General features: G+C 74.4%; 15 protein-coding genes. 4 read left to right on the forward strand and 11 right to left on the reverse strand.

Annotated elements, in window-relative coordinates:
- Positions 1 to 102 precede the first annotated feature (102 nt).
- A complete protein-coding gene (locus IH45_RS0113525; protein ID WP_030666571.1) occupies positions 103 to 1,290 on the forward strand; it encodes a sensor histidine kinase in 1,188 nt (395 codons plus the stop codon).
- A complete protein-coding gene (locus tag IH45_RS0113530; RefSeq protein ID WP_030666573.1) occupies positions 1,287 to 1,937 on the forward strand; it encodes a response regulator transcription factor in 651 nt (216 codons plus the stop codon). The genes IH45_RS0113525 and IH45_RS0113530 overlap by 4 nt, the downstream gene beginning before the upstream one ends.
- Positions 1,938 to 2,007: 70 nt before the next feature.
- Here the strand turns inward: IH45_RS0113530 and IH45_RS0113535 are convergent, their stop codons facing one another.
- From IH45_RS0113535 to IH45_RS0113580, 10 genes are all read right to left on the reverse strand, one after another.
- Positions 2,008 to 2,442 (reverse strand): hypothetical protein, encoded by a 435-nt coding sequence (locus tag IH45_RS0113535; RefSeq protein WP_030666574.1) that lies wholly within the window; start codon positions 2,440 to 2,442, stop codon positions 2,008 to 2,010.
- Between the two features lie 171 nt (positions 2,443 to 2,613).
- On the reverse strand, positions 2,614 to 3,822 hold the full coding sequence (gene hutI / locus IH45_RS0113540; RefSeq protein ID WP_050514808.1) for an imidazolonepropionase: 1,209 nt from the start codon (positions 3,820 to 3,822) through the stop codon (positions 2,614 to 2,616).
- A 29-nt stretch (positions 3,823 to 3,851) separates the two neighbouring features.
- The gene (locus IH45_RS0113545; RefSeq protein ID WP_394298676.1) at positions 3,852 to 5,252 is read right to left on the reverse strand and encodes a formimidoylglutamate deiminase; all 1,401 of its coding nucleotides are present in this window, start codon (positions 5,250 to 5,252) and stop codon (positions 3,852 to 3,854) included.
- Entirely contained in the window at positions 5,249 to 6,502 is a 1,254-nt protein-coding gene (locus IH45_RS0113550; protein ID WP_030666582.1) for an allantoate amidohydrolase, read from the reverse strand. Before IH45_RS0113550 ends, IH45_RS0113545 begins: the two co-directional genes overlap by 4 nt.
- A 98-nt stretch (positions 6,503 to 6,600) precedes the next feature.
- Entirely contained in the window at positions 6,601 to 8,259 is a 1,659-nt protein-coding gene (hutU, locus tag IH45_RS0113555; RefSeq protein WP_030666584.1) for a urocanate hydratase, read from the reverse strand.
- A gap of 121 nt (positions 8,260 to 8,380) precedes the next feature.
- Positions 8,381 to 8,863 carry a hypothetical protein gene (locus tag IH45_RS0113560; RefSeq protein WP_234440531.1) on the reverse strand — a complete coding sequence of 161 codons (483 nt, stop codon included), beginning with the start codon at positions 8,861 to 8,863 and terminating at the stop codon, positions 8,381 to 8,383.
- 217 nt (positions 8,864 to 9,080) lie between these two features.
- Positions 9,081 to 10,124: a proline racemase family protein gene (locus IH45_RS0113565; protein WP_078897512.1), complete on the reverse strand. Its 1,044-nt coding sequence runs from the start codon at positions 10,122 to 10,124 to the stop codon at positions 9,081 to 9,083.
- Complete coding sequence (locus IH45_RS0113570; RefSeq protein WP_050514809.1) at positions 10,121 to 11,092, reverse strand: dihydrodipicolinate synthase family protein; 972 nt, start codon at positions 11,090 to 11,092, stop codon at positions 10,121 to 10,123. Before IH45_RS0113570 ends, IH45_RS0113565 begins: the two co-directional genes overlap by 4 nt.
- Positions 11,093 to 11,128: 36 nt before the next feature.
- Entirely contained in the window at positions 11,129 to 13,045 is a 1,917-nt protein-coding gene (locus tag IH45_RS0113575; protein WP_063762987.1) for an FAD-dependent oxidoreductase, read from the reverse strand.
- Positions 13,033 to 14,319, reverse strand: a complete 1,287-nt coding sequence (locus tag IH45_RS0113580; RefSeq protein ID WP_078897520.1) for an NAD(P)/FAD-dependent oxidoreductase — start codon at positions 14,317 to 14,319, stop codon at positions 13,033 to 13,035. The genes IH45_RS0113575 and IH45_RS0113580 overlap by 13 nt, the downstream gene beginning before the upstream one ends.
- Positions 14,320 to 14,456: 137 nt before the next feature.
- Here IH45_RS0113580 and IH45_RS0113585 point away from each other — a divergent pair, with 137 nt between their 5' ends.
- Both IH45_RS0113585 and IH45_RS0113590 read left to right on the forward strand, forming a co-directional pair.
- Complete coding sequence (locus IH45_RS0113585; protein ID WP_234440532.1) at positions 14,457 to 15,968, forward strand: diaminopimelate decarboxylase; 1,512 nt, start codon at positions 14,457 to 14,459, stop codon at positions 15,966 to 15,968.
- A gap of 29 nt (positions 15,969 to 15,997) precedes the next feature.
- A complete protein-coding gene (locus tag IH45_RS0113590) occupies positions 15,998 to 17,356 on the forward strand; it encodes an APC family permease (RefSeq protein WP_030666600.1) in 1,359 nt (452 codons plus the stop codon).
- A gap of 40 nt (positions 17,357 to 17,396) precedes the next feature.
- On the opposite strand, the gene IH45_RS0113595 is transcribed toward IH45_RS0113590, so the two are convergent.
- Positions 17,397 to 17,981, reverse strand: a complete 585-nt coding sequence (locus IH45_RS0113595; RefSeq protein WP_030666603.1) for a hypothetical protein — start codon at positions 17,979 to 17,981, stop codon at positions 17,397 to 17,399.
- Between the last annotated feature and the right edge of the window lie 46 nt (positions 17,982 to 18,027).

The raw sequence follows: 18,027 nt of genomic DNA on the forward strand, positions 1-18,027 counted from the left end.
GTAGGGGGCAGATGCCGCCGCAGGTCGAATGTGCGTGCCCTGCCGCGGCCATATGCTCGTCGCGTGCTGAAGGTGACGAAACGGGCCAGGCCGAAACCGGGGATGACAAACCCGGGCAGGCCGGGCCTGGCGCGGACGGAGCGCGGCTGGCCCTGGTGGGCCGAGGCGCTGCTGCTGGCCGCCGTCGCCCAGGAGGCCGGGCAGGAGGCGTACATCAGCGCGGGCGGGGCCGTGCTGAGCCCGGAGGTCGCCCTGGCCGTCGCCGGGGCCCTGTCGGTGGCGCTGCGATACCGCCGCCCGGCGCTCGCCCTGCTCTGTACGGTCGCGCTGGCCGCCGGGCTGGGCATGGTGCTGCCGCTGCTGGTCGTGCTCTTCCACCTGGTCGCCCACGGGCGCCTGGTCGTCCCCTTCGTGGCCGCAGCCGTGGCCCTGGCGGGGAACGCGCTGGTGCAGCCACCGCAGAGCCTGTGGATGAGCCGTTCGTACGGTCCGCTGATGCCGCTGGGCATCGTGCTCGCGCTGGGGCTCTGGGCGAGCAGCCGGCGCCGTCTGGAGGCCGCCCTCGCCGCGCGCGTCGAGCAGTTGCGGGTGGAGCGCGAACTGCGCTCGGAACAGGCCCGGCTCACCGAACGCGCCCGTATCGCCGCCGAGATGCACGACGTCCTCGCCCACCGGCTGACGGTCCTCGCGCTGCACACCGGCGCCCTGCAAAGGCGCGCCGACAGCCTGCCCGCACCGGTCGCGGACCGGCTCGCGCTGCTGCGCACCACCTCGACCGAGGCGCTCGGCGACCTGCGGGACGTACTGGGCGCGCTGCGCGACACCGAAGGGCGGCCGGAGCAGGCCGCGGCGGACGCCTCCCGGGTGCCGGGGCTGCGGGAACTCCCGGCGCTGCTGGACGAGGCACGCGCCGCCGGCCAGAAGATCGAGGCCGATATCGAGGGCGACGGCCGGAGCCTGCCCGCCGGGCGGCGCCTGGCCGTTCACCGGCTCGTCCAGGAGGCCCTGACCAATGCCCGTAAGCACGCGCCGGACGCCCAGGTACGGGTGACGGTGCGTTACGGGCCGTACGAGACCGCCGTCGAGGTGCGCAACGCACCGGCCCGGGCGGGCGCGGAGCCTCCTGCGCCCGGTCCGGCCAGCGGCTACGGCCTGCTCGGCCTGACGGAACGGATGTCGGCACTGGGCGGCACCCTGGAGTACGGACCGACTGGGGACCGCGGTTGGCGTATCGCCGCCACCCTCCCGGCACACTCCGGTCCGGACGCACCGACGACGGGAGCGACATGATCCGCATGCTGGTCGCCGACGACGACAGTCTGGTCCGGCTCGCGCTGACGGACATCCTCGGCGACGCGCCCGGCATCACCGTCGTGGCCGAGGCGGCGGACGGCGCCGAAGCCGTCGAACTGGCCCGTGCCCACCGGATCGACGTGGCGCTGATGGACATCCGCATGCCCCGCCTGGACGGCATCGCCGCCACCGAGCGGCTGCGCGGGCTGCCGGAGCCGCCGGAGGTCGTGGTGCTGACCACCTTCGACCTCGACCAGTACGTGTACGACGCGCTCACCGCGGGCGCCTCGGGCTTCTTGCTCAAGGACAGCGACCCGGCGGAGATCATCCGCGCCGTACGGGTCGTGGCCGACGGCCAGGCCATGCTGCACCCCACGGCCGCCCGCCGCCTGATCGACCGCTACCACCACACGACCGCCCGCGGCACGCCGGACGCCCGCTCCCGCATCGCACGCCTCACGCCCCGCGAGACCGAGGTGCTGGCCCTCCTCGCCGACGGCGCCTCGAACGCGCAGATCGCGGGCGCGCTGGCGATGCGCGAGAGCACGGTCAAGGCCCATGTCAGCCGCATCCTGGCGACGTTGGAGGTGGGCAACCGGGTGCAGGCGGCGTTGTGTGCCCGGGATGCGGGGGTGGTGGGGTGAGGGGAACGGGAAGGGCCGTGCCCCGGAACCGGTGTGGTTCCGGGGCACGGCCCTGCCATTCAGCGTGTGATCACAGCTTGGTGGAGATCACCGCGATCGGGCGCTCGTCGTCCTTCTCGCCCGGCGCCACGTAGTTGGCGGTGACCTTCACCTGGTCGCCCTTCACGAAGTGCGAGCCCTTGGTCGGCCGCAGCTTCACCGTGAGGACACGGTCGTTGTAGTCGCAGATAATCTTGTCGGCCGCGACGGCACCGGTCGCCACCGACTTGGTGTCCTTGCCCTTCTCCAGCTTGGTCATCTTGGTGACCAGCTGCCACTGGAGGCCGGTGTCGCAGGAGTACTTGACGGTCACGGACAGCGCGCCGCCGCGCAGCTGCGCCCGCTCGATCGAGATCAGGTTGGCCTTCGCCGCCGCGCCCGGCGCCATGGCCAGGGAGGCGCCGCCGAGGACGGCGACGGCGGCCGCGGTGCCCGCGATGCGGGTCTTCAGACGGGTCGACTTCATATGGGTTCCTTCCCCCCGTGCGGTCGCCCTGGTCGTGCACGGGAGGAACATGGAGGAACGCGAGGTTCCTCCAACCGTGCGGGCGACTGCGACAGTTGTTCGTATTGAGGTCTGGAGATTACGTGATCTACGCAATGTCCGGTACCGGAATACGACCACGCCGCTGTGTGATCAGGCGCACACCCCTCGCCGCCAGACCCGGGAGACGAGCGGGACGCCCGGGCGGTAGGCGAGGTGGACGTGGGAGGGGGCGTCGAGGAGGGTGAGATCGGCGCGGGTGCCTGGGGTGAGGCGGCCGATGTCGGTGCGGCGCAGGGCCGCCGCGCCGCCCGCCGTGGCGGACCAGACGGCTTCGTCCGGGGTCATCTTCATGTCCCGTACGGCGAGCGCGATGCAGAACGGCATCGAGCTGGTGAAGGACGAGCCGGGGTTGCAGTCGGTGGACAGCGCGACGGTGGCGCCCGCGTCGAGGAGGGGGCGCGCGTCGGGCCACCGGGCGCGGGTGGAGAACTCGGCGCCGGGCAGCAGCGTGGCGACGGTCGAGCTGTTGGCCAGCGCGTCGATGTCGGCGGCGTCCAGGTGGGTGCAGTGGTCGGCGGAGGCGGCGTCGAGTTCGACGGCGATCTGGACGCCGGGGCCGTGGTGGAGCTGGTTGGCGTGCACGCGCGGGTGCAGGCCCCTGGCCTTGCCCGCGGTGAGGATGGCGCGGGCCTGGTCCCCGTCGAAGGCGCCCTGTTCGCAGAACACGTCGATCCAGCGGGCGTGCGGGGCGCACGCGTCCAGCATGGGGCCGGTGACGAGGTCGACGTAGCCCGCGGGGTCGTCGGCGTAGTCGGGGGAGACGATGTGCGCGCCGAGGAAGGTGACTTCGTCGGTGTGGGCGGCGGCGATGCGCAGGGCGCGGGCCTCGTCCTCGACGTTCAGGCCGTAGCCGGACTTGGTCTCCATCGTCGTGGTGCCCTGGCGCAGCGCCTCGGCCAGGTACTTGGCGACGTTGGCGTGCAGGTCCTCGTCGCTGGCGGCGCGGGTGGCGGCGACGGTGGTGCGGATGCCGCCGGCCGAGTACGCGCGGCCGGACATCCGGGCGTTGAACTCGGCGGTGCGGTCGCCGCCGAAGACCAGGTGGGAGTGGGAGTCGACGAAGCCGGGGAGCCCCGCGCGGCCCTCGGCGTCGACGCGATTGTCAGTGGCGGGTGCTTTGCTTGTCGGACCGACCCAGGCAACGCGGTCGCCGTCGAAGACGACCGCCGCGTCCTGGAGCAGACCGAGGGGGCCTTCACCGAGGGAGGGGTCGTTGGTGACGAGACTGGCGATGTTGGTGATGACGGTGGTGCGGCCGGTGGCGGCGGGCTCCGCGGCCGCGCTGCTGGGGTGGTTCATCGTGGGAGTGCTCTCCTTCGGCCGCGGACTCAGCCGCGTACGGCCGCGATGGCCTCGGCCAGCGCGGCGGGGACATCGGGCACGAGCGTATGGACTCCGTCGCGTACGACCTGGCGGCCGCCCACGACCGTATGGCGCACGTCCGCCCCGGAGGCGGCGAATACCGCCGTCTCGGCGCCCAGCCTGGGCAGCGGGCCCGCGGTGCGTACGGAGTCCAGCGCGATCGTGGTGAGGTCGGCGAGCGCGCCGCGCTCGATGGCGCCGGCCTCGTCCCAGCCCAGCGCGGCGTGGCCGTCGGCGGTGGCGGCGCGCAGCAGGGCGGCGGCCGTCCAGTGGCCGCGGGTGCGGGTGCGCAGCCGTTCGTCCAGCTCCATCGCGCGGGCCTCTTCGAAGAGGTCGATGACGGCGTGGCTGTCGCTGCCGAGCGACAAGGGGCTGCCGGCGGCCTGCAGCTGGACGGCGGGGCCGATGCCGTCGGCGAGGTCGCGCTCGGTGGTGGGGCACATGCACACGCCGGTGGTGGCGGCGCCCAGCAGCCGTACGTCCTCGCCGGTGAGGTGGGTGGCGTGCACGGCCGTGGTGCGGCGGCCCAGGACGCCGTGTTCGGCGAGCAGCTGGGTGGGCGTGCGGCCGTGCGCCTCGCGGCAGGCGTCGTTCTCGGCGGTCTGCTCGGAGAGGTGGACGTGCAGCGGGGCCTGCCGCTGCCCGACCCACTCCGCGACGGTGCTCAGCTGGTCGGCGGGCACCGCGCGTACGGAGTGCACGGCCGCTCCGATGCGGGCGTGCGGCCTGCCCTCCTTCAGGCCGGACGCGCGCTCGGCCCAGGCGTCGGCCGTGCCGTCGGAGAAGCGCAGCTGGTGGTGGTTGGGCGGGGCGCCGAAGCCGGCGGAGAGGTAGGCGGTGTCCAGCAGGGTGATGCGGATGCCGGCCTCGTCGGCGGCGGCGATCAGCGCCTCGCCCATCGCGTTGGGGTCGGCGTAGCGGGTGCCGCCCGGCCCGTGGTGGAGGTAGTGGAATTCGCCGACGCAGGTGATGCCGGTCAGCGCCATCTCCGCGTAGACGGCCCGCGCGAGCGCGTGATAGCTGTCCGGCGTGAGCTGGGAGGCGACCTGGTACATCACCTCGCGCCAGGTCCAGAAGGTGCCGGAGCCGACCTGGACGGTGCCGCGCAGCGCCCGGTGGAAGGCGTGCGAGTGGGCGTTGGCCAGTCCCGGGAGCGTCAGGCCGCGCAGGGCGACGGCGCCGGGCGGCGGGGCCGGGACCTCGGTCCGTACGGCGGTGATCCGCCCCTCGGCCGCATCCACGTCCACGGCCACGCCCGGCTCGACGTGCGTGCCGAGCCAGGCGTGTTCCAGCCAGTACGTCTTCGGGGCGGCCGGCCGCGGCCCGTCGCCGGGTCGCGGGGTCGGCTCGGCTTCCTGCGGCGTCACCTGCACGCCAGGCCCTCCAGTACGTCGGCGAGTGCGGTCACCCCGGCGACGCAGTCGTTCTCGGCCGCGTGTTCGGCGGGCGAGTGCGAGACGCCGGTGGGGTTGCGTACGAACAGCATGGCGGTGGGGACGGTTGCGGACAAAATACCCGCATCGTGTCCGGCGCCGGTGCCGAGGACCGGCACCTCGCGGGCGCCGCCGGTCCGGCCGCCGGCTGCGGGCCTGCTGTCCGCCGCCCGCATGAGGATCTTGGCCAGCTCGTCCCGCAGGGCGTGTCCGAACTCGACGACGGGGGTGAAGGATTCCCGGGTGACGCGGACGTCGACGCCGTCCTGCGCGGCGCGCTCGACGGCTGCCCGTTCGATGGCCGCGACGACGGTGTCCAGCGTCTCCTGGTCGGCGGCGCGGGAGTCCAGCCAGCCGCGGACCAGCGACGGGATGGCGTTCACGCCGTTCGGCTCGACGCTGGTCTTGCCGAAGGTCGCCAGCGCCCCGGCCTGTTCGGCGCGCTCGCGGGCGGCGAGCACGGTCGCCGCGTAGGTGAGCATCGGGTCGCGCCGGTCCGCCAGCCGGGTGGTGCCGGCGTGGTTGGCCTCGCCGTGGAAGTCGAACCGCCAGCGGCCGTGCGGCCAGATGGCGGAGGCGATGCCCACGGGGTCGCCGGACAGGTCGAGCGCCCGGCCCTGCTCGACGTGCAGTTCGACGAACGCGCCGATGCGGGAGAGCCGGTCGGGGTCCGGGCCGATGGCGTCCGGGTCGTATCCGGCCCGCTCCATCGCCCGGGGCAGCGTCGTGCCGTCGGCGTCCCGCAGTTCGCGGGCGCGCTCCACGGTGAGCTGTCCGGCGCTGAGCCGGGAGCCGACGCAGGCCAGACCGAAGCGGGCGCCTTCTTCGTCGCCGAAGTTGACGACGGCCAGCGGCTTGGCGGGCGTGGCGCCCCGGCGGCGGAGTTCGTCGAGCGCGGCGAAGGAGGACACGACGCCGAGCGGCCCGTCGAAGGCGCCGCCGTCCGGGACGGAGTCCAGGTGGGAGCCGGTGACCACGGCATCGCCCGCGGCCACGTCGGCGGCGGACGCCGCGCCGAGCCAGGCCCACTGGTTGCCGTTGCGGTCCACCTCGTAGGCCAGCCCCCGTGCACGGGCCTGGTCCGCGAACCAGGCCCGGCAGTCGGCGTCCGCGCCGGTCCAGGCGTAGCGGCGGTAGCCGCCGGTGCCGGAGTGGCGGCCGATGGCGGCGAGGTCGCGCCACATCTCGTGGAAGGAGGCGCCGCCCGTACCGACGCCACCCGCCGGGCTCCCCGCCTTCGCCGATCCCTCGGCCTCCGCCGAGCCGCCCGTCTCCGCCGAGGTCACTCGCCCTCCCGCATCGGGATGCGCACGCCGCGTTCGGCCGCGACCTCGTCGGCGCGCTCGTAGCCGGCGTCGACGTGGCGGATGACGCCCATGCCCGGGTCGTTGGTCAGCACGCGGCGGATCTTCTCGCCCGCCAGCGGTGTGCCGTCGGCGACCGTGACCTGACCGGCGTGGATGGAGCGACCCATGCCGACGCCGCCGCCGTGGTGCAGCGAGACCCACGAGGCGCCGGAGGCGACGTTGACCATGGCGTTCAGCAGCGGCCAGTCGGCGATCGCGTCGGAGCCGTCGAGCATCGCCTCGGTCTCCCGGTACGGGGACGCCACCGAGCCGCAGTCCAGGTGGTCGCGGCCGATGGCCAGCGGGGCCTGGAGGGTGCCGTCGGCGACCATGTCGTTGAAGCGCTCGCCCGCCTTGTCGCGCTCGCCGTAGCCGAGCCAGCAGATCCGGGCCGGCAGGCCCTGGAAGTGCACCCGCTCGCCCGCCAGCTTGATCCACCGGGCGAGCGACTCGTTCTCCGGGAAGAGGTCGAGGATCGCCCGGTCGGTGGCGGCGATGTCCTTCGGGTCGCCGGACAGCGCGGCCCAGCGGAACGGGCCCTTGCCCTCGGCGAACAGCGGCCGGATGTAGGCGGGCACGAAGCCGGGGAAGGCGAACGCACGCTTGTAACCGGCGAGTTCCGCCTCGCCGCGGATGGAGTTGCCGTAGTCGAAGACCTCGGCCCCGGCGTCCATGAAGCCGACCATGGCCTCCACGTGCCGGGCCATCGACTCGCGGGCCCGGCGGGTGAAGTCGGCGGGCTGCTCGGCCGCGTAGGTGGCCATGTCCGCGAAGTCGATGCCGACCGGGAGGTACGACAGCGGGTCGTGGGCGGAGGTCTGGTCGGTGACGATGTCGATCGGCGCGCCGTCGGCGAGCATCCGCGGCAGCAGGTCCGCGGCGTTGCCGAGCAGACCGATGGACAGCGGTTTGCGCTGGTCGCGGGCCTCGACGGCGAGCTGGAGGGCGTGCTGGAGGCTGTCAGCCTTCACGTCCAGGTAGCGGTGTTCGATGCGCCGCTCGATGGCGCGCGGGTCGCAGTCGATGCAGATCGCGACACCGTCGTTCATCGTGACGGCGAGCGGCTGGGCGCCGCCCATGCCGCCGAGCCCGGCGGTGAGCGTGATCGTCCCGGCGAGCGAGCCGTTGAACTTCTTCGCGGCGACGGCGGCGAACGTCTCGTAGGTGCCCTGGAGGATGCCCTGCGTGCCGATGTAGATCCACGAACCGGCCGTCATCTGGCCGTACATGGTCAGGCCCAGCGCCTCCAGGCGCCGGAACTCCTCCCAGTTGGCCCAGTCGCCCACCAGGTTGGAGTTGGCGATCAGCACCCGCGGCGCCCACTCATGGGTCTGCATGACGCCGACCGGCCGGCCCGACTGGACGAGCATCGTCTCGTCCTGCTTGAGCGTCGTCAGCGTGCGCACCATCGCGTCGAAGGAGCGCCAGTCGCGGGCGGCCTTGCCGGTGCCGCCGTAGACGACGAGCTTGTCCGGGTGCTCGGCGACCTCCGGGTCGAGGTTGTTCTGCAGCATGCGCAGCGCGGCTTCCTGCTGCCATCCTCGCGCGCTCAGTTCCGTACCGCGCGGTGCCCGCACGGGTCGCGGTCCTGACATGGGCCGTGCCTCCCTGACGTCGATGCGAATGGATCGAGCTATTCACATCTTGAGGTGTTGAATATGGCTAGTCAACAGGTCGGGGCGGGGCGCGCGCCGCCCCGCCCCGTCGGCCAGGGCCTCAGCGCACCGTCTGATCACCGTCCGGTACGTCCGTCACCGACACCTTCGCCCGCGGCTGCCCCAGGCCGTCCGCCACCGCCGCCGCCAGACCGTCCGGATCGGGACGCGTCGGGTACGGCACGGCCTCCCCGTCCCCGTAACTCTCCACGGCCTTCGTGAAGTAGCCGGGATGCCAGGCGCCGACCGCGCCCCTGACCTCGACGGCGGTCACGGGCCGGTCGCCGACCCGTGACCGCAGGGCGCCGAGGATGCGGTCGGAGCGGTACTCCCCCGGCACCTGGAACAAACTGGCGTGCGCGCCCACCAGACCGCCGTCCGCGAGGCGGACCGTCACGGTCAGGCAGCTGGTCACGCTCGGGTAGAGCAGCGCGCCGCCGGGGCCGGCCTCCCGGACCTGGCCCTCGGTGATGCGGACGGCCGGAGCGGCAGCCGGGGCCGTGGTGCTGGCTGCCGGGCTTCCGTCGAGGCGGGACTGCGCCACGGCCGGCCCCGTACCGGCGTACAACGCCAGAACCGCGGCCGGTACGGCCAGCAGCCGCAGGCCGCGTTTCCGGTGCCCGTGCCGCAGGCCGCGAACACGGAGCCCGCGCCGCAGACCACGATCCCGAAGCCCGCGTCCCCGCCCCCAACCCCGACCTGCTATTTCCCTGATGAACAACGCGTTCCGCTTTCTCTTCTCGGTATGTGACCTCCCACCTCTACAGCACGAACCCCTGCGGAAACGGATCGGACGGATCGAGCACATACCGGGCCGTGCCCGTGATCCAGGCCCGGCCGGTCACCGTGGGGACGACGGCCGGCCGTCCGCCGACCCGGTCCGTGCCCACCAGGCGGCCCGTGAAGCAGGTGCCGATCAGGGACTCGTTGACGAAGGGCCGGTCGAGGGGGAGTTCGCCGCGCGCGTGCAGCTGGGCCATGCGGGCGCTGGTGCCGGTGCCGCAGGGCGAGCGGTCGAGCCAGCCGGGGTGGATGACCATGGCGTTACGGGAATCCGAGCCGTCCGGGCCCGGCGTGCCGGCAGCCGTGAACTGGACGTGGTGGCAGCCGGAGATGGCCGGGTCGGCGGGGTGGACGGGCCGGTCCCGTTCGTCGACCGCGGCCATCACGGCCAGGCCCGCCGCGATGATCTCGTCCAGGTGGGCGGAGTCGAACGGGATGCCCAGCGCGGCGAGCGGCGTGATCGCGTAGAAGTTGCCGCCGTACGCCAGGTCGTAGCGGACCTCGCCGAAGCCGGGCACCTTCACCACGGCGTCCAGTTCGTGCGCGTACGAGGGCACGTTGCGGATCGTGACGTGCTCGGCCCGCCCGTCGCGCACCGCGACCCGGGCCGCGACCAGCCCGGCCGGGGTGTCCAGCCGTACGGTGGTGACCGGCTCGGTGACCTCCACCAGGCCCGTCTCCACCAGCACCGTCGCGACGCCGATGGTGCCGTGCCCGCACATCGGCAGGCAGCCGGACACCTCGATGTAGACGACGCCCCAGTCGGCGTCCGGCCGGGTCGGCGGTTGCAGGATCGCCCCGCTCATCGCGGCGTGCCCGCGCGGTTCGTTCACCAGCAGCCGGCGGATGGAGTCCAGGTGCTCGACGAAGTACCGGCGGCGTTCGGCCATGGTCGCGCCGGGGATGGTGCCGACGCCGTCCGTGATGACGCGCGTCGGCATGCCCTCGGTGTGCGAGTCCACGGCGCTGAAGGTGCGCACGCTGCGCGCGGCGAAAGCGGCCTTCGTGCCGTCGGCCGTCACCGCCCCTCCGCTTTCGCCCAGATCTCCAGCGCCTGGACGGCGCCGCGCATGTCCGCGTCCAGTTGCCGCCGTTGTTCCGGGAGCAGCGGCCCGCGCGGCGGCCGGCAGGGCCCGCCGTAGCGCCCCACGAGGTCCATCCCGCGCTTGATGGCCTGGACGAACTCGGTGCGCGAGTCCCACCGGAACGCGGCGACCAGCGGCTCGTACAGCTCCCGCGCCTCGCTGACGCGCCCCTCCAGGGCCAGCTCGTAGAGGCGTACGGACTCGGCGGGGAAGACGTTGGGAAAGCCGGCGAACCAGCCGGTGGCGCCCATGAGCAGCGCCTCCAGCACCAGGTCGTCCGCGCCCGCGACCACCTCCAGGCCGGGGGCCTGCTCCTTGATGTGCAGCACCCGGCGGATGTCGCCGGAGAACTCCTTGACGGCCACCACACCGTCGATCGCGGCGACCTCCCGCAGCACCTCCGGCGTGAGGTCGATCTTGGTGTCGAGCGGGTTGTTGTACGCCATGACCGGCAGCCCGACGGCCGCGACCTCCTCGAAGTGCCGCACGATCTCAGCGGTGTTGGCCCGGTAGAGGGTGGGCGGCAGGCACAGCACGCCGTCCGCGCCGTCCTCGGCCGCCAGCTCCGCCCAGTACCGCGCCTGGTGCGCACCGGCCCCGTGCACCCCGACCACGACCAGCGCGTCGCGCCCCACCGCCGAGACGGCCGTACGGGCCACGGCGCGCCGTTCGCCGTCGGTGAGGGAGGAGTACTCGCCGAGCGAACCGTTCGGTCCGACACCGTGACAGCCGTTGTCGACGAGCCAGCGGCAGTGGTCGGCGTACCGGTCGAGGTCGGGCCGCAGCCCGGCGGGCGCGGCCCGGTCCTCGGCGTACGGGAGGGCGGTGGCGACGATGACGCCGGTCAGGGACGTACGGGAGGCGGCATGGGGCGTACGGGACTGCGGCGTGGCGTGGTCCGTCATGGCGGGTCCTCTCGTTACGGCGGGTGGTGCGGGAGTTCAGGATTCGGTCGGTGTGCGGCCGGAAGGGGATTCGTGAACGGGGTCGGGTACGGGCTCGGGTTCAGGTCCGGGCCCGGACGCGTCCGTACTCCCGGATACCGGCCCATCCGTACTCCCCGATATGGGCGCGCCCGTCCCCGCAGCGGCCAGATCCGCGAGCCGTACCGGCTGGGCGATCGGGCGCCGGTCGGCCGTCTGCGGGTCGGGCAGGGCGTCCGGGCCGCAGAGGCCGGCCGCGTTGCGGGCGCAGATCCGGCCCTGGCAGGGGCCCAGTCCGACGCGCGTGGCGAGCTTGAACGTGCGCATGCCGTCGGCAGACGAGGCCTCTGAACGCACCTGCCCGTACGGCACCTCCTCGCAGCGGCAGACGAGCGTGTCCTCGTCGGGCCAGGTGCGCCAGCCGGGGCGTACGGGGTGGGTCGCGGCGAGCAGCCGGGCGAAGCGGCGGCCCGCGAGCACCCGCCGCCGGACGGCCGGGGCGCGTCGCACCGTCTCGGACAGCGCACCGGCCCACCGCGCCGCCGCCAGCCCCGCCAGCTCGCCTTCGGCCGCCGCGAGCGCCGCGCCGCCGATGCCGGTGGGCTCGCCCGCCGCGTACACGCCGGGTACGGAGGTCTGCTGCGCGGGTCCGACGGCGACCCAGGTGCCGTCGCGCAGCGTGCATCCGGCGGCGAGGGCGAGTTCGAGCTGCGGCGTGAAGCCGTAGCCGACGCAGAGGGCGTCCACGTCCTCGATGCGGTGTTCGGTACCGGGCACGACGCTCCAGTCCGGTGCGAGGCGGGCCACCGTCACCGCCTCGACGCGGTCCCGTCCGTGTGCGGCGACGACCGCCCGGCGGGGCCGGTAGGGGACGCGGTGCCGCGCCATCGCCGTGGCGTACGCGAGGAGTTCGGGGACCTTGCCGCCGCCGTCCCGGAGCGCGGCCACGGGGGCGCGCAGCCAGGCGGCGGGCGTACCCGCCTCGTACACGCCCAGGACGCGCGCCCCCACGGTGAGCAGCGACGAGGTGACCGGCAGCAGGAACGGGCCGGTGCCGGAGACCACCACCCGGCGGCCGATCGCCGTCCGCTGCCCCTTGGCGAGCGCCTGCGCCGCGCCTGCCGTGACGACACCCGGCAGGTCCCAGCCGGGGAACGGCAGCGCCCGGTCGTACGCGCCGGTGCACAGGACGAGCGCGTCGGCGTGCAGGGTGTACGGGGTACGGGCGGGGGCGTCGGCGGGGCCTTGCAGGACGTGGACGGTCCAGTTGGAGACAGCCGGGCGAGAACCGTGAGCGGCCCCGGTTTCATCCCCGCTCCCTGTCACGCCGCCTTCTCCCCCACCCCCGCGCTCCCCGGCCTCCACTCCCCACACCGTCGCCCCCGCCAGCCACTCGACCCGCGGATGCTCCCGTACGGCCCGCACCGCCGCGCCCCGCGCCGGGCCGTCCGCGGCCTGCCGGTGGTACTGCCCGCCCGGCCGCTCCCCGTCGTCCACCAGCACCACCCGCACCCCGGTCCCGGCCGCCGCCAGCGCCGCCGCCATGCCCGCGGGCCCGGCCCCGACGACGACCACCGGCACCGACACGGCCTTCGCCACCACGGGAAGCCCACCCTGGGTGCCAGGCTCCGGCGCGGGCTCCGGCAACCGCGCCCCCACCTGCGTCTCGATGCGGTCCCCCGCCACCACCACCCGCCGGCAGGCCCGTACATCAGGTACGCCGTTCACCACCACCAGGCAGTCGTGGCAGACGCCGATCCCGCAGAACACGCCACGCGGACGGCCGCCGCGCGTGGTCCGCCAGGAGAGGCGCCCCGCGGCCAGCAGCACCGAGGCGGCCGTCTGCCCGGGCCGCGCCCACTGTTCGTCACCGTCCACCGTCACGCGGAACACCGCGCCGCCCCCCTTCCCGGCCCCGGCCGTCACGCGGTCCACCGCGCTTCCTCCCCCAGCCCCGGCCGCCCCACCCGGTAGGGCTCCGGATCGATCCGGGTGCGCTCGCCCGCGTACAGCTGTGCGAGGAGTTCGCCGGTGGCCGGGGCGAGTCCGATGCCCGCGCCCTCGTGCCCGGTCGCGTGCCACAGGCCGGGCAGCCGCGGGTCGGGGCCGATGACCGGGAGGTGGTCGGGGGTGTACGGGCGGAAGCCGCCGTACGCGCGGATCACCGGGACCCGGCCCAGCACCGGGAACAATGCGGTGGCCTTGCGGGCGAGTTCGGCGAGGACGACGGCGCGGAAACGTTCCTGGAAACCGGTCCGCTCCCGGCTCGACCCGATCAGCACCGTCCCGCCCCGCGTCGCCTCGACGACCGTCGAGGTCCGCAGGTCGGCGTCGCCGCTGCCGACGGCGCCCACGTAGTCGGCGTCGTACACCTTGTGCCGGACCGTGCCCGGCGGCAGCGGCGCGGTGACCAGCACCAGGCCCCGGCGCGGCTGTACGGGCAGCGGCGCGCCCGCCGCCCGCGCGAAGCGGCCCGCCCAGGGGCCGCAGGCGTTGACGACCGCGCCGCACGGCAGCGTCCCGGCCGAGGTGCGCAGCGCCGTCACCCGCCCGTCCGCACCGCGCTCCACGCCGAGCGCCCGCACCCCGGAACGCAGCGTCCCGCCGCGCCCGCGGACGGCGGCGAGCAGCGCGGTGGCCGCCGCGACCGGCTGGATCTGGGCGTCCTGCGGGTAGTGGACGGCGGCGCGGACGCCGGGGGCGAGGTGGGGTTCGCGGGCGCGCGCCTCGTCGGGGCCGAGGTCGTACGCGGTGACGCCGGCGGCCCGTTGCGCTGCGGCGAAACCGGCCAGGGCTCGGGCACCCGGTTCCCCGAGGGCTACGACCAGCCCGCCCTTCGCCTCGTACTCGCACCGCTCCGCGAGAGCGGGCCCGCCGGGATCGCGCCCCTCGGCGTCCAGTTCCTCCAGCAACCGCGGCCAGCGCTCCGACGAGTCCAGCGCCAGGTCGAGTTCGGGTCCCGGCGGCTTGTCGGAGACCAGGAGGTTGCCCTCGCCGCGGGCCGTGGTGCCGGAGGTGAGCGGCGCGTGGTCCAGGACGGTGACCCGGACGCCGCGCCGGGTGAGCGCCTCGGCGCAGGCGGCGCCGACGATGCCGCTGCCGATCACCACCACGTCGGGGTGCGGGGGCCGGAACGGGAGCGGGGGCCGGGGCGGCTGCGGGAGGTCCCGCCGCGCCGCCGGTCTCGCCTGGACGTGCCGGTATCGCATGTACCGCACCACCGTTCCGGGAAAGGGGGCCCTGGTAAGAGCGCCGCGACGTTATTGCCGTGTGCCGAAGAGGTCAACACCGCGCGCGGGCGGGCCGGCCGATGGCGGCCACGGCGGACAGGTGGTGGAGTGGTGCCATGAGCGCTGCTCCCGCCGAACCCCCCACCGGTCCGCCCGCCGAATCCCCCACCGGTCAGCCCTTCGATCCCCCCGCCGGTCAGCCCTTCGCCCCGCCCGCCGGTCAGCCCTCCGACCCGACCACCGGTCCACCCTTCGATCCGCCCTTGGGCCCGCCCTTCGACCCGCCCGCCCTGCGCCACCGCGCCGTCGCCGCGGCCGTCGCCCGGGGCCTGGTCAGCCCCGGCTCCCCCGTCGCCGGCCTGCTGGACATCGCCGGAATCCGCCGTTCCGCCGCCGAACTGCGGGCCGGGTTCGAGGAGTTCACCGAGCCGGGTACGCCGGTCCTGCACGCCTTCGCCGTCAAGGCCGCCTCGCTCGTGCCCGTACTGCGCCTGCTCTCGCAGGAGGGGCTGGGCTGCGAGGTCGCCAGTCCCGGGGAGCTGGCCCTGGCGCGCGCGGCCGGGGTGCCGCCGTCCCGCACGGTGCTGGACTCGCCCGCCAAGACACCCGCCGAGCTGCGCGAGGCGCTCGCCCTCGGCATCGCCGTCAACGCCGACAGCTTCGCCGAACTCGCCCGGCTGGACGCCCTGACCGGCTCCGCGCCGACCGGCTCGCCACTGGGCCTGCGGGTCAATCCGCAGCTCGGCGGCGGCAGCATCGGCGCGATGAGCACCGCGACCGACAGCTCGAAGTTCGGGGTGCCGCTACGCGACGAGGACGCCCGCGACCAGGTCGTGAAAGCCTTTCTGGACCGCCCGTGGCTGACGCGCCTGCACGTCCACGTCGGCTCCCAGGGCATGCCGCTGGAGCTGATGGCGGTCGGTGTGCGGGTGCTGTACGAGCTGGCCGAGGAGATCAACGAGAAGGCCGGGCGTGCCCGGGTCACCACCCTGGACATCGGCGGCGGGCTGCCGGTGAACTTCACGTCCGACGAGGTCTCGCCGACGTACCGCGGATACGCCCGGCTGCTGCACGCCACCGTGCCGGGGATGTTCGACGGCCGCTACGGGCTGGTCACCGAGTTCGGCCGGTCGCTGCTCGCCAAGCACGGCGTCGTGCTGGCGCGCGTCGAGTACACCAAGTCGGCCGGCGGGCGGCGGATCGCGGTGACTCACGCGGGCGCCCAGGTGGCCACCCGTACGGTGTTCGCGCCGGACTCCTGGCCGGTACGGGTCGCCGCCTACGACGCGCAGGGCCGCCCCAAGACCGGCGATCCCATCGCCCAGGACGTGGCCGGACCGTGCTGCTTCGCGGGCGACCTGGTCGCGCGGGACCGGCCGCTGCCGCTCCTGGAGCCGGGCGACCACGTGGCCCTCCTGGACACCGGCGCGTACTACTTCTCCACCCACTTCGCGTACAACTCGCTCCCCCGGCCCGGGGTGTACGGGTACGCGCCGGGCCCGGACGGCGAGCCCCGCTGGGCCACCGTGCGCGCCGCGCAGGAGATGGACGAACTGGTCGCGGAGAGCGGCGGCGCCCACGCGGACGCACTCACCCGGCTCCGGGACCCCGGCGGCCGCGAGCGCTAAAAATCTTGCGGTCCGGGCATGTCCCGCTCATGCGGACCCCCTCCACGGACCCGGACACCGCCGGACGCACCGGCGAAACCACCTCACTGCGCCGCGCCATCGGTCCCAAACTGCTGGTTCTGCTGGTGGTCGGGGACATCCTCGGCACCGGCGTCTACGCCGTCACCGGCAAGGTCGCGGGCAAGGTGGGCGGCGCCCTGTGGCTGCCCTTCGTGATCGGCTTCGGCATCGCCGTGCTGACCGCCGCCTCGTACGTGGAGCTCGTCGGCAAGTACCCGAAGGCGGCGGGCGCCGCGCTCTACACCCAGAAGGCGTTCCGGGTCCCCTTCCTGACCTTCCTCGTCGCCTTCATGGTGGTGTGCTCGGGCCTGTCCTCGGCGAGCGCCGCGGCCCGCGCCTTCAGCGGCGACTACCTGCGCACCTTCGCCGATCTGCCGCCGACCGCGGTGGCGGTGGTGTTCGTGCTGGCGCTGGCCGCGCTGAACCTGCGGGGCGTGGCGGAGTCGGTGAAGGCGAACGTGGTGCTGACCCTGGTCGAGGTGTCCGGGCTGCTGATCATCATCGGGCTGGGGGTGTACGCGGTCCTGACGGGCGGCGGGGAACCGGCGCGGCTGGCCGCCCTCGACACCGGCGGTTCCGGCTTCGCCGTGCTCACCGGCGTGCTGGGCGCCACCGGCCTGGCGTTCTTCGCCTTCGTCGGGTTCGAGGACTCGGTGAACATGGCGGAGGAGGCCCGGGACCCCGGCCGGAACTTCCCGCGCGCGATCTTCCTCGGCGTGGGGATCACCGGCACGGTCTACGTCCTGGTGGCCCTGGTCTCGTCGCTGCTGGTCGATCACCGGCGGCTCCAGGGGTCGTCGGCGCCGCTGCTGGAGGTGGTGCACGCGGGCGGGGCGACGTTCCCGCCCACGGTGTTCGCGCTGATGGCGCTGTGCGCGGTCACCAACTCCGCGCTGATCAACATGATGATGGCCTCGCGGCTGTGCTACGGGATGGCCAACGAGCGCATCCTGCCGCGCGCCGTCGGCCGCGTCCTGCCGGGCCGCCGTACGCCCGTCGTCGGCATCGCCCTGACCACGCTGCTGGCCCTGGGCCTGGTCCTGACCGGCGAGATCGAGGGCCTCGGCGACACCACGGCCTTCCTGCTGCTGTGCGTCTTCGCGGTGGTCAACGTGGCGGTGCTGGTGCTGCGCCGCGACCGCGTGCCGCACCGCCACTTCCGTACGCCGACGGTCTTCCCGGTCCTGGGCGCCGCCGGTGCCCTCGTCCTGGCCAGTCCGCTGGCCGACCGGTCGGCGGAGGTGTACGTACGGGCCGCCGTGCTCATCGCGATCGGCGTCGTCCTGTGGGGCGTGAACCGGCTGGTGCTGCGGGCGCGGGGCGAGTAGGCCCGCGCCGGGGCCGTGGGTCCGGGCCAGGGCGCGCCCTTCAGGCTTTCGCGGCCTTCGGCCGGCCCGCCTTCGCCCCTCCCGGGCGCGCGTCCTTCGCCGCCACGCCGGTCGTCAGGTAGCCGCGTACGTCCCGGCCCGCCGGTCCGCCCCGTACAGCCGCTTCCGTACGGACCCACAGCAGTACGTCGTGGTCGTGCTCCCAGCGGCCCAGCCACAGCGCCTTGGCCCACAGCCCGAGCCCGGCCCCGGCCAGCAGCAGCCCACCGGCCGCGGGCAGCACGAACGAGGAACCGACCGCCGCCAGGAAGGCGAGCAGCAGCCACCAGCGGTGCGCCCGCCGCCAGACCCGCAGCGTCACGGCGCGGTCCTGGAGGATCGCCGACTTCCCGGCCCGGGACGCGGCCTTCGCCAGGTGCGCGTACCGCTTGCGGCGCACCGCGAAGACCGTGCAGGCCGCGACGAGGAACAGCGCCGCCCCGGCGTACACCCCGATCCGCCGCCCGGTCAGCCCGGGCACCAGTACGCCGGTCCCGGCGGCCAGCACGCCCGGCCACCACAGCCAACCGGCCGGCGCCCGTACCAGCACCGCCACCCGCGCCAGCGCAACAGCCCCGCGACCCACGACAACCTCCTCGCTCCACGATCCGGCTACGGATCCACGTCACGGC

This window comes from Streptomyces rimosus subsp. rimosus (assembly GCF_000720725.1).
GTDB lineage: Bacteria > Actinomycetota > Actinomycetes > Streptomycetales > Streptomycetaceae > Streptomyces > Streptomyces rimosus_A.

What these genes read in the sequence shown, in the direction of transcription:
- IH45_RS0113530 (WP_030666573.1), top strand. Translation starts at nt 1,287, where the DNA reads ATGATCCGCATGCTGGTCGCCGACGACGACAGTCTGGTCCGGCTCGCG.
- hutU (WP_030666584.1), bottom strand. Translation starts at nt 8,259, where the DNA reads ATGTCAGGACCGCGACCCGTGCGGGCACCGCGCGGTACGGAACTGAGC.
- IH45_RS0113580 (WP_078897520.1), bottom strand. Translation starts at nt 14,319, where the DNA reads ATGCGATACCGGCACGTCCAGGCGAGACCGGCGGCGCGGCGGGACCTC.
- IH45_RS0113570 (WP_050514809.1), bottom strand. Translation starts at nt 11,092, where the DNA reads ATGACGGACCACGCCACGCCGCAGTCCCGTACGCCCCATGCCGCCTCC.
- hutI (WP_050514808.1), bottom strand. Translation starts at nt 3,822, where the DNA reads ATGAACCACCCCAGCAGCGCGGCCGCGGAGCCCGCCGCCACCGGCCGC.
- IH45_RS0113535 (WP_030666574.1), bottom strand. Translation starts at nt 2,442, where the DNA reads ATGAAGTCGACCCGTCTGAAGACCCGCATCGCGGGCACCGCGGCCGCC.
- IH45_RS0113585 (WP_234440532.1), top strand. Translation starts at nt 14,457, where the DNA reads ATGAGCGCTGCTCCCGCCGAACCCCCCACCGGTCCGCCCGCCGAATCC.
- IH45_RS0113550 (WP_030666582.1), bottom strand. Translation starts at nt 6,502, where the DNA reads ATGTGGCGCGACCTCGCCGCCATCGGCCGCCACTCCGGCACCGGCGGC.
- IH45_RS0113590 (WP_030666600.1), top strand. Translation starts at nt 15,998, where the DNA reads ATGCGGACCCCCTCCACGGACCCGGACACCGCCGGACGCACCGGCGAA.
- IH45_RS0113525 (WP_030666571.1), top strand. Translation starts at nt 103, where the DNA reads ATGACAAACCCGGGCAGGCCGGGCCTGGCGCGGACGGAGCGCGGCTGG.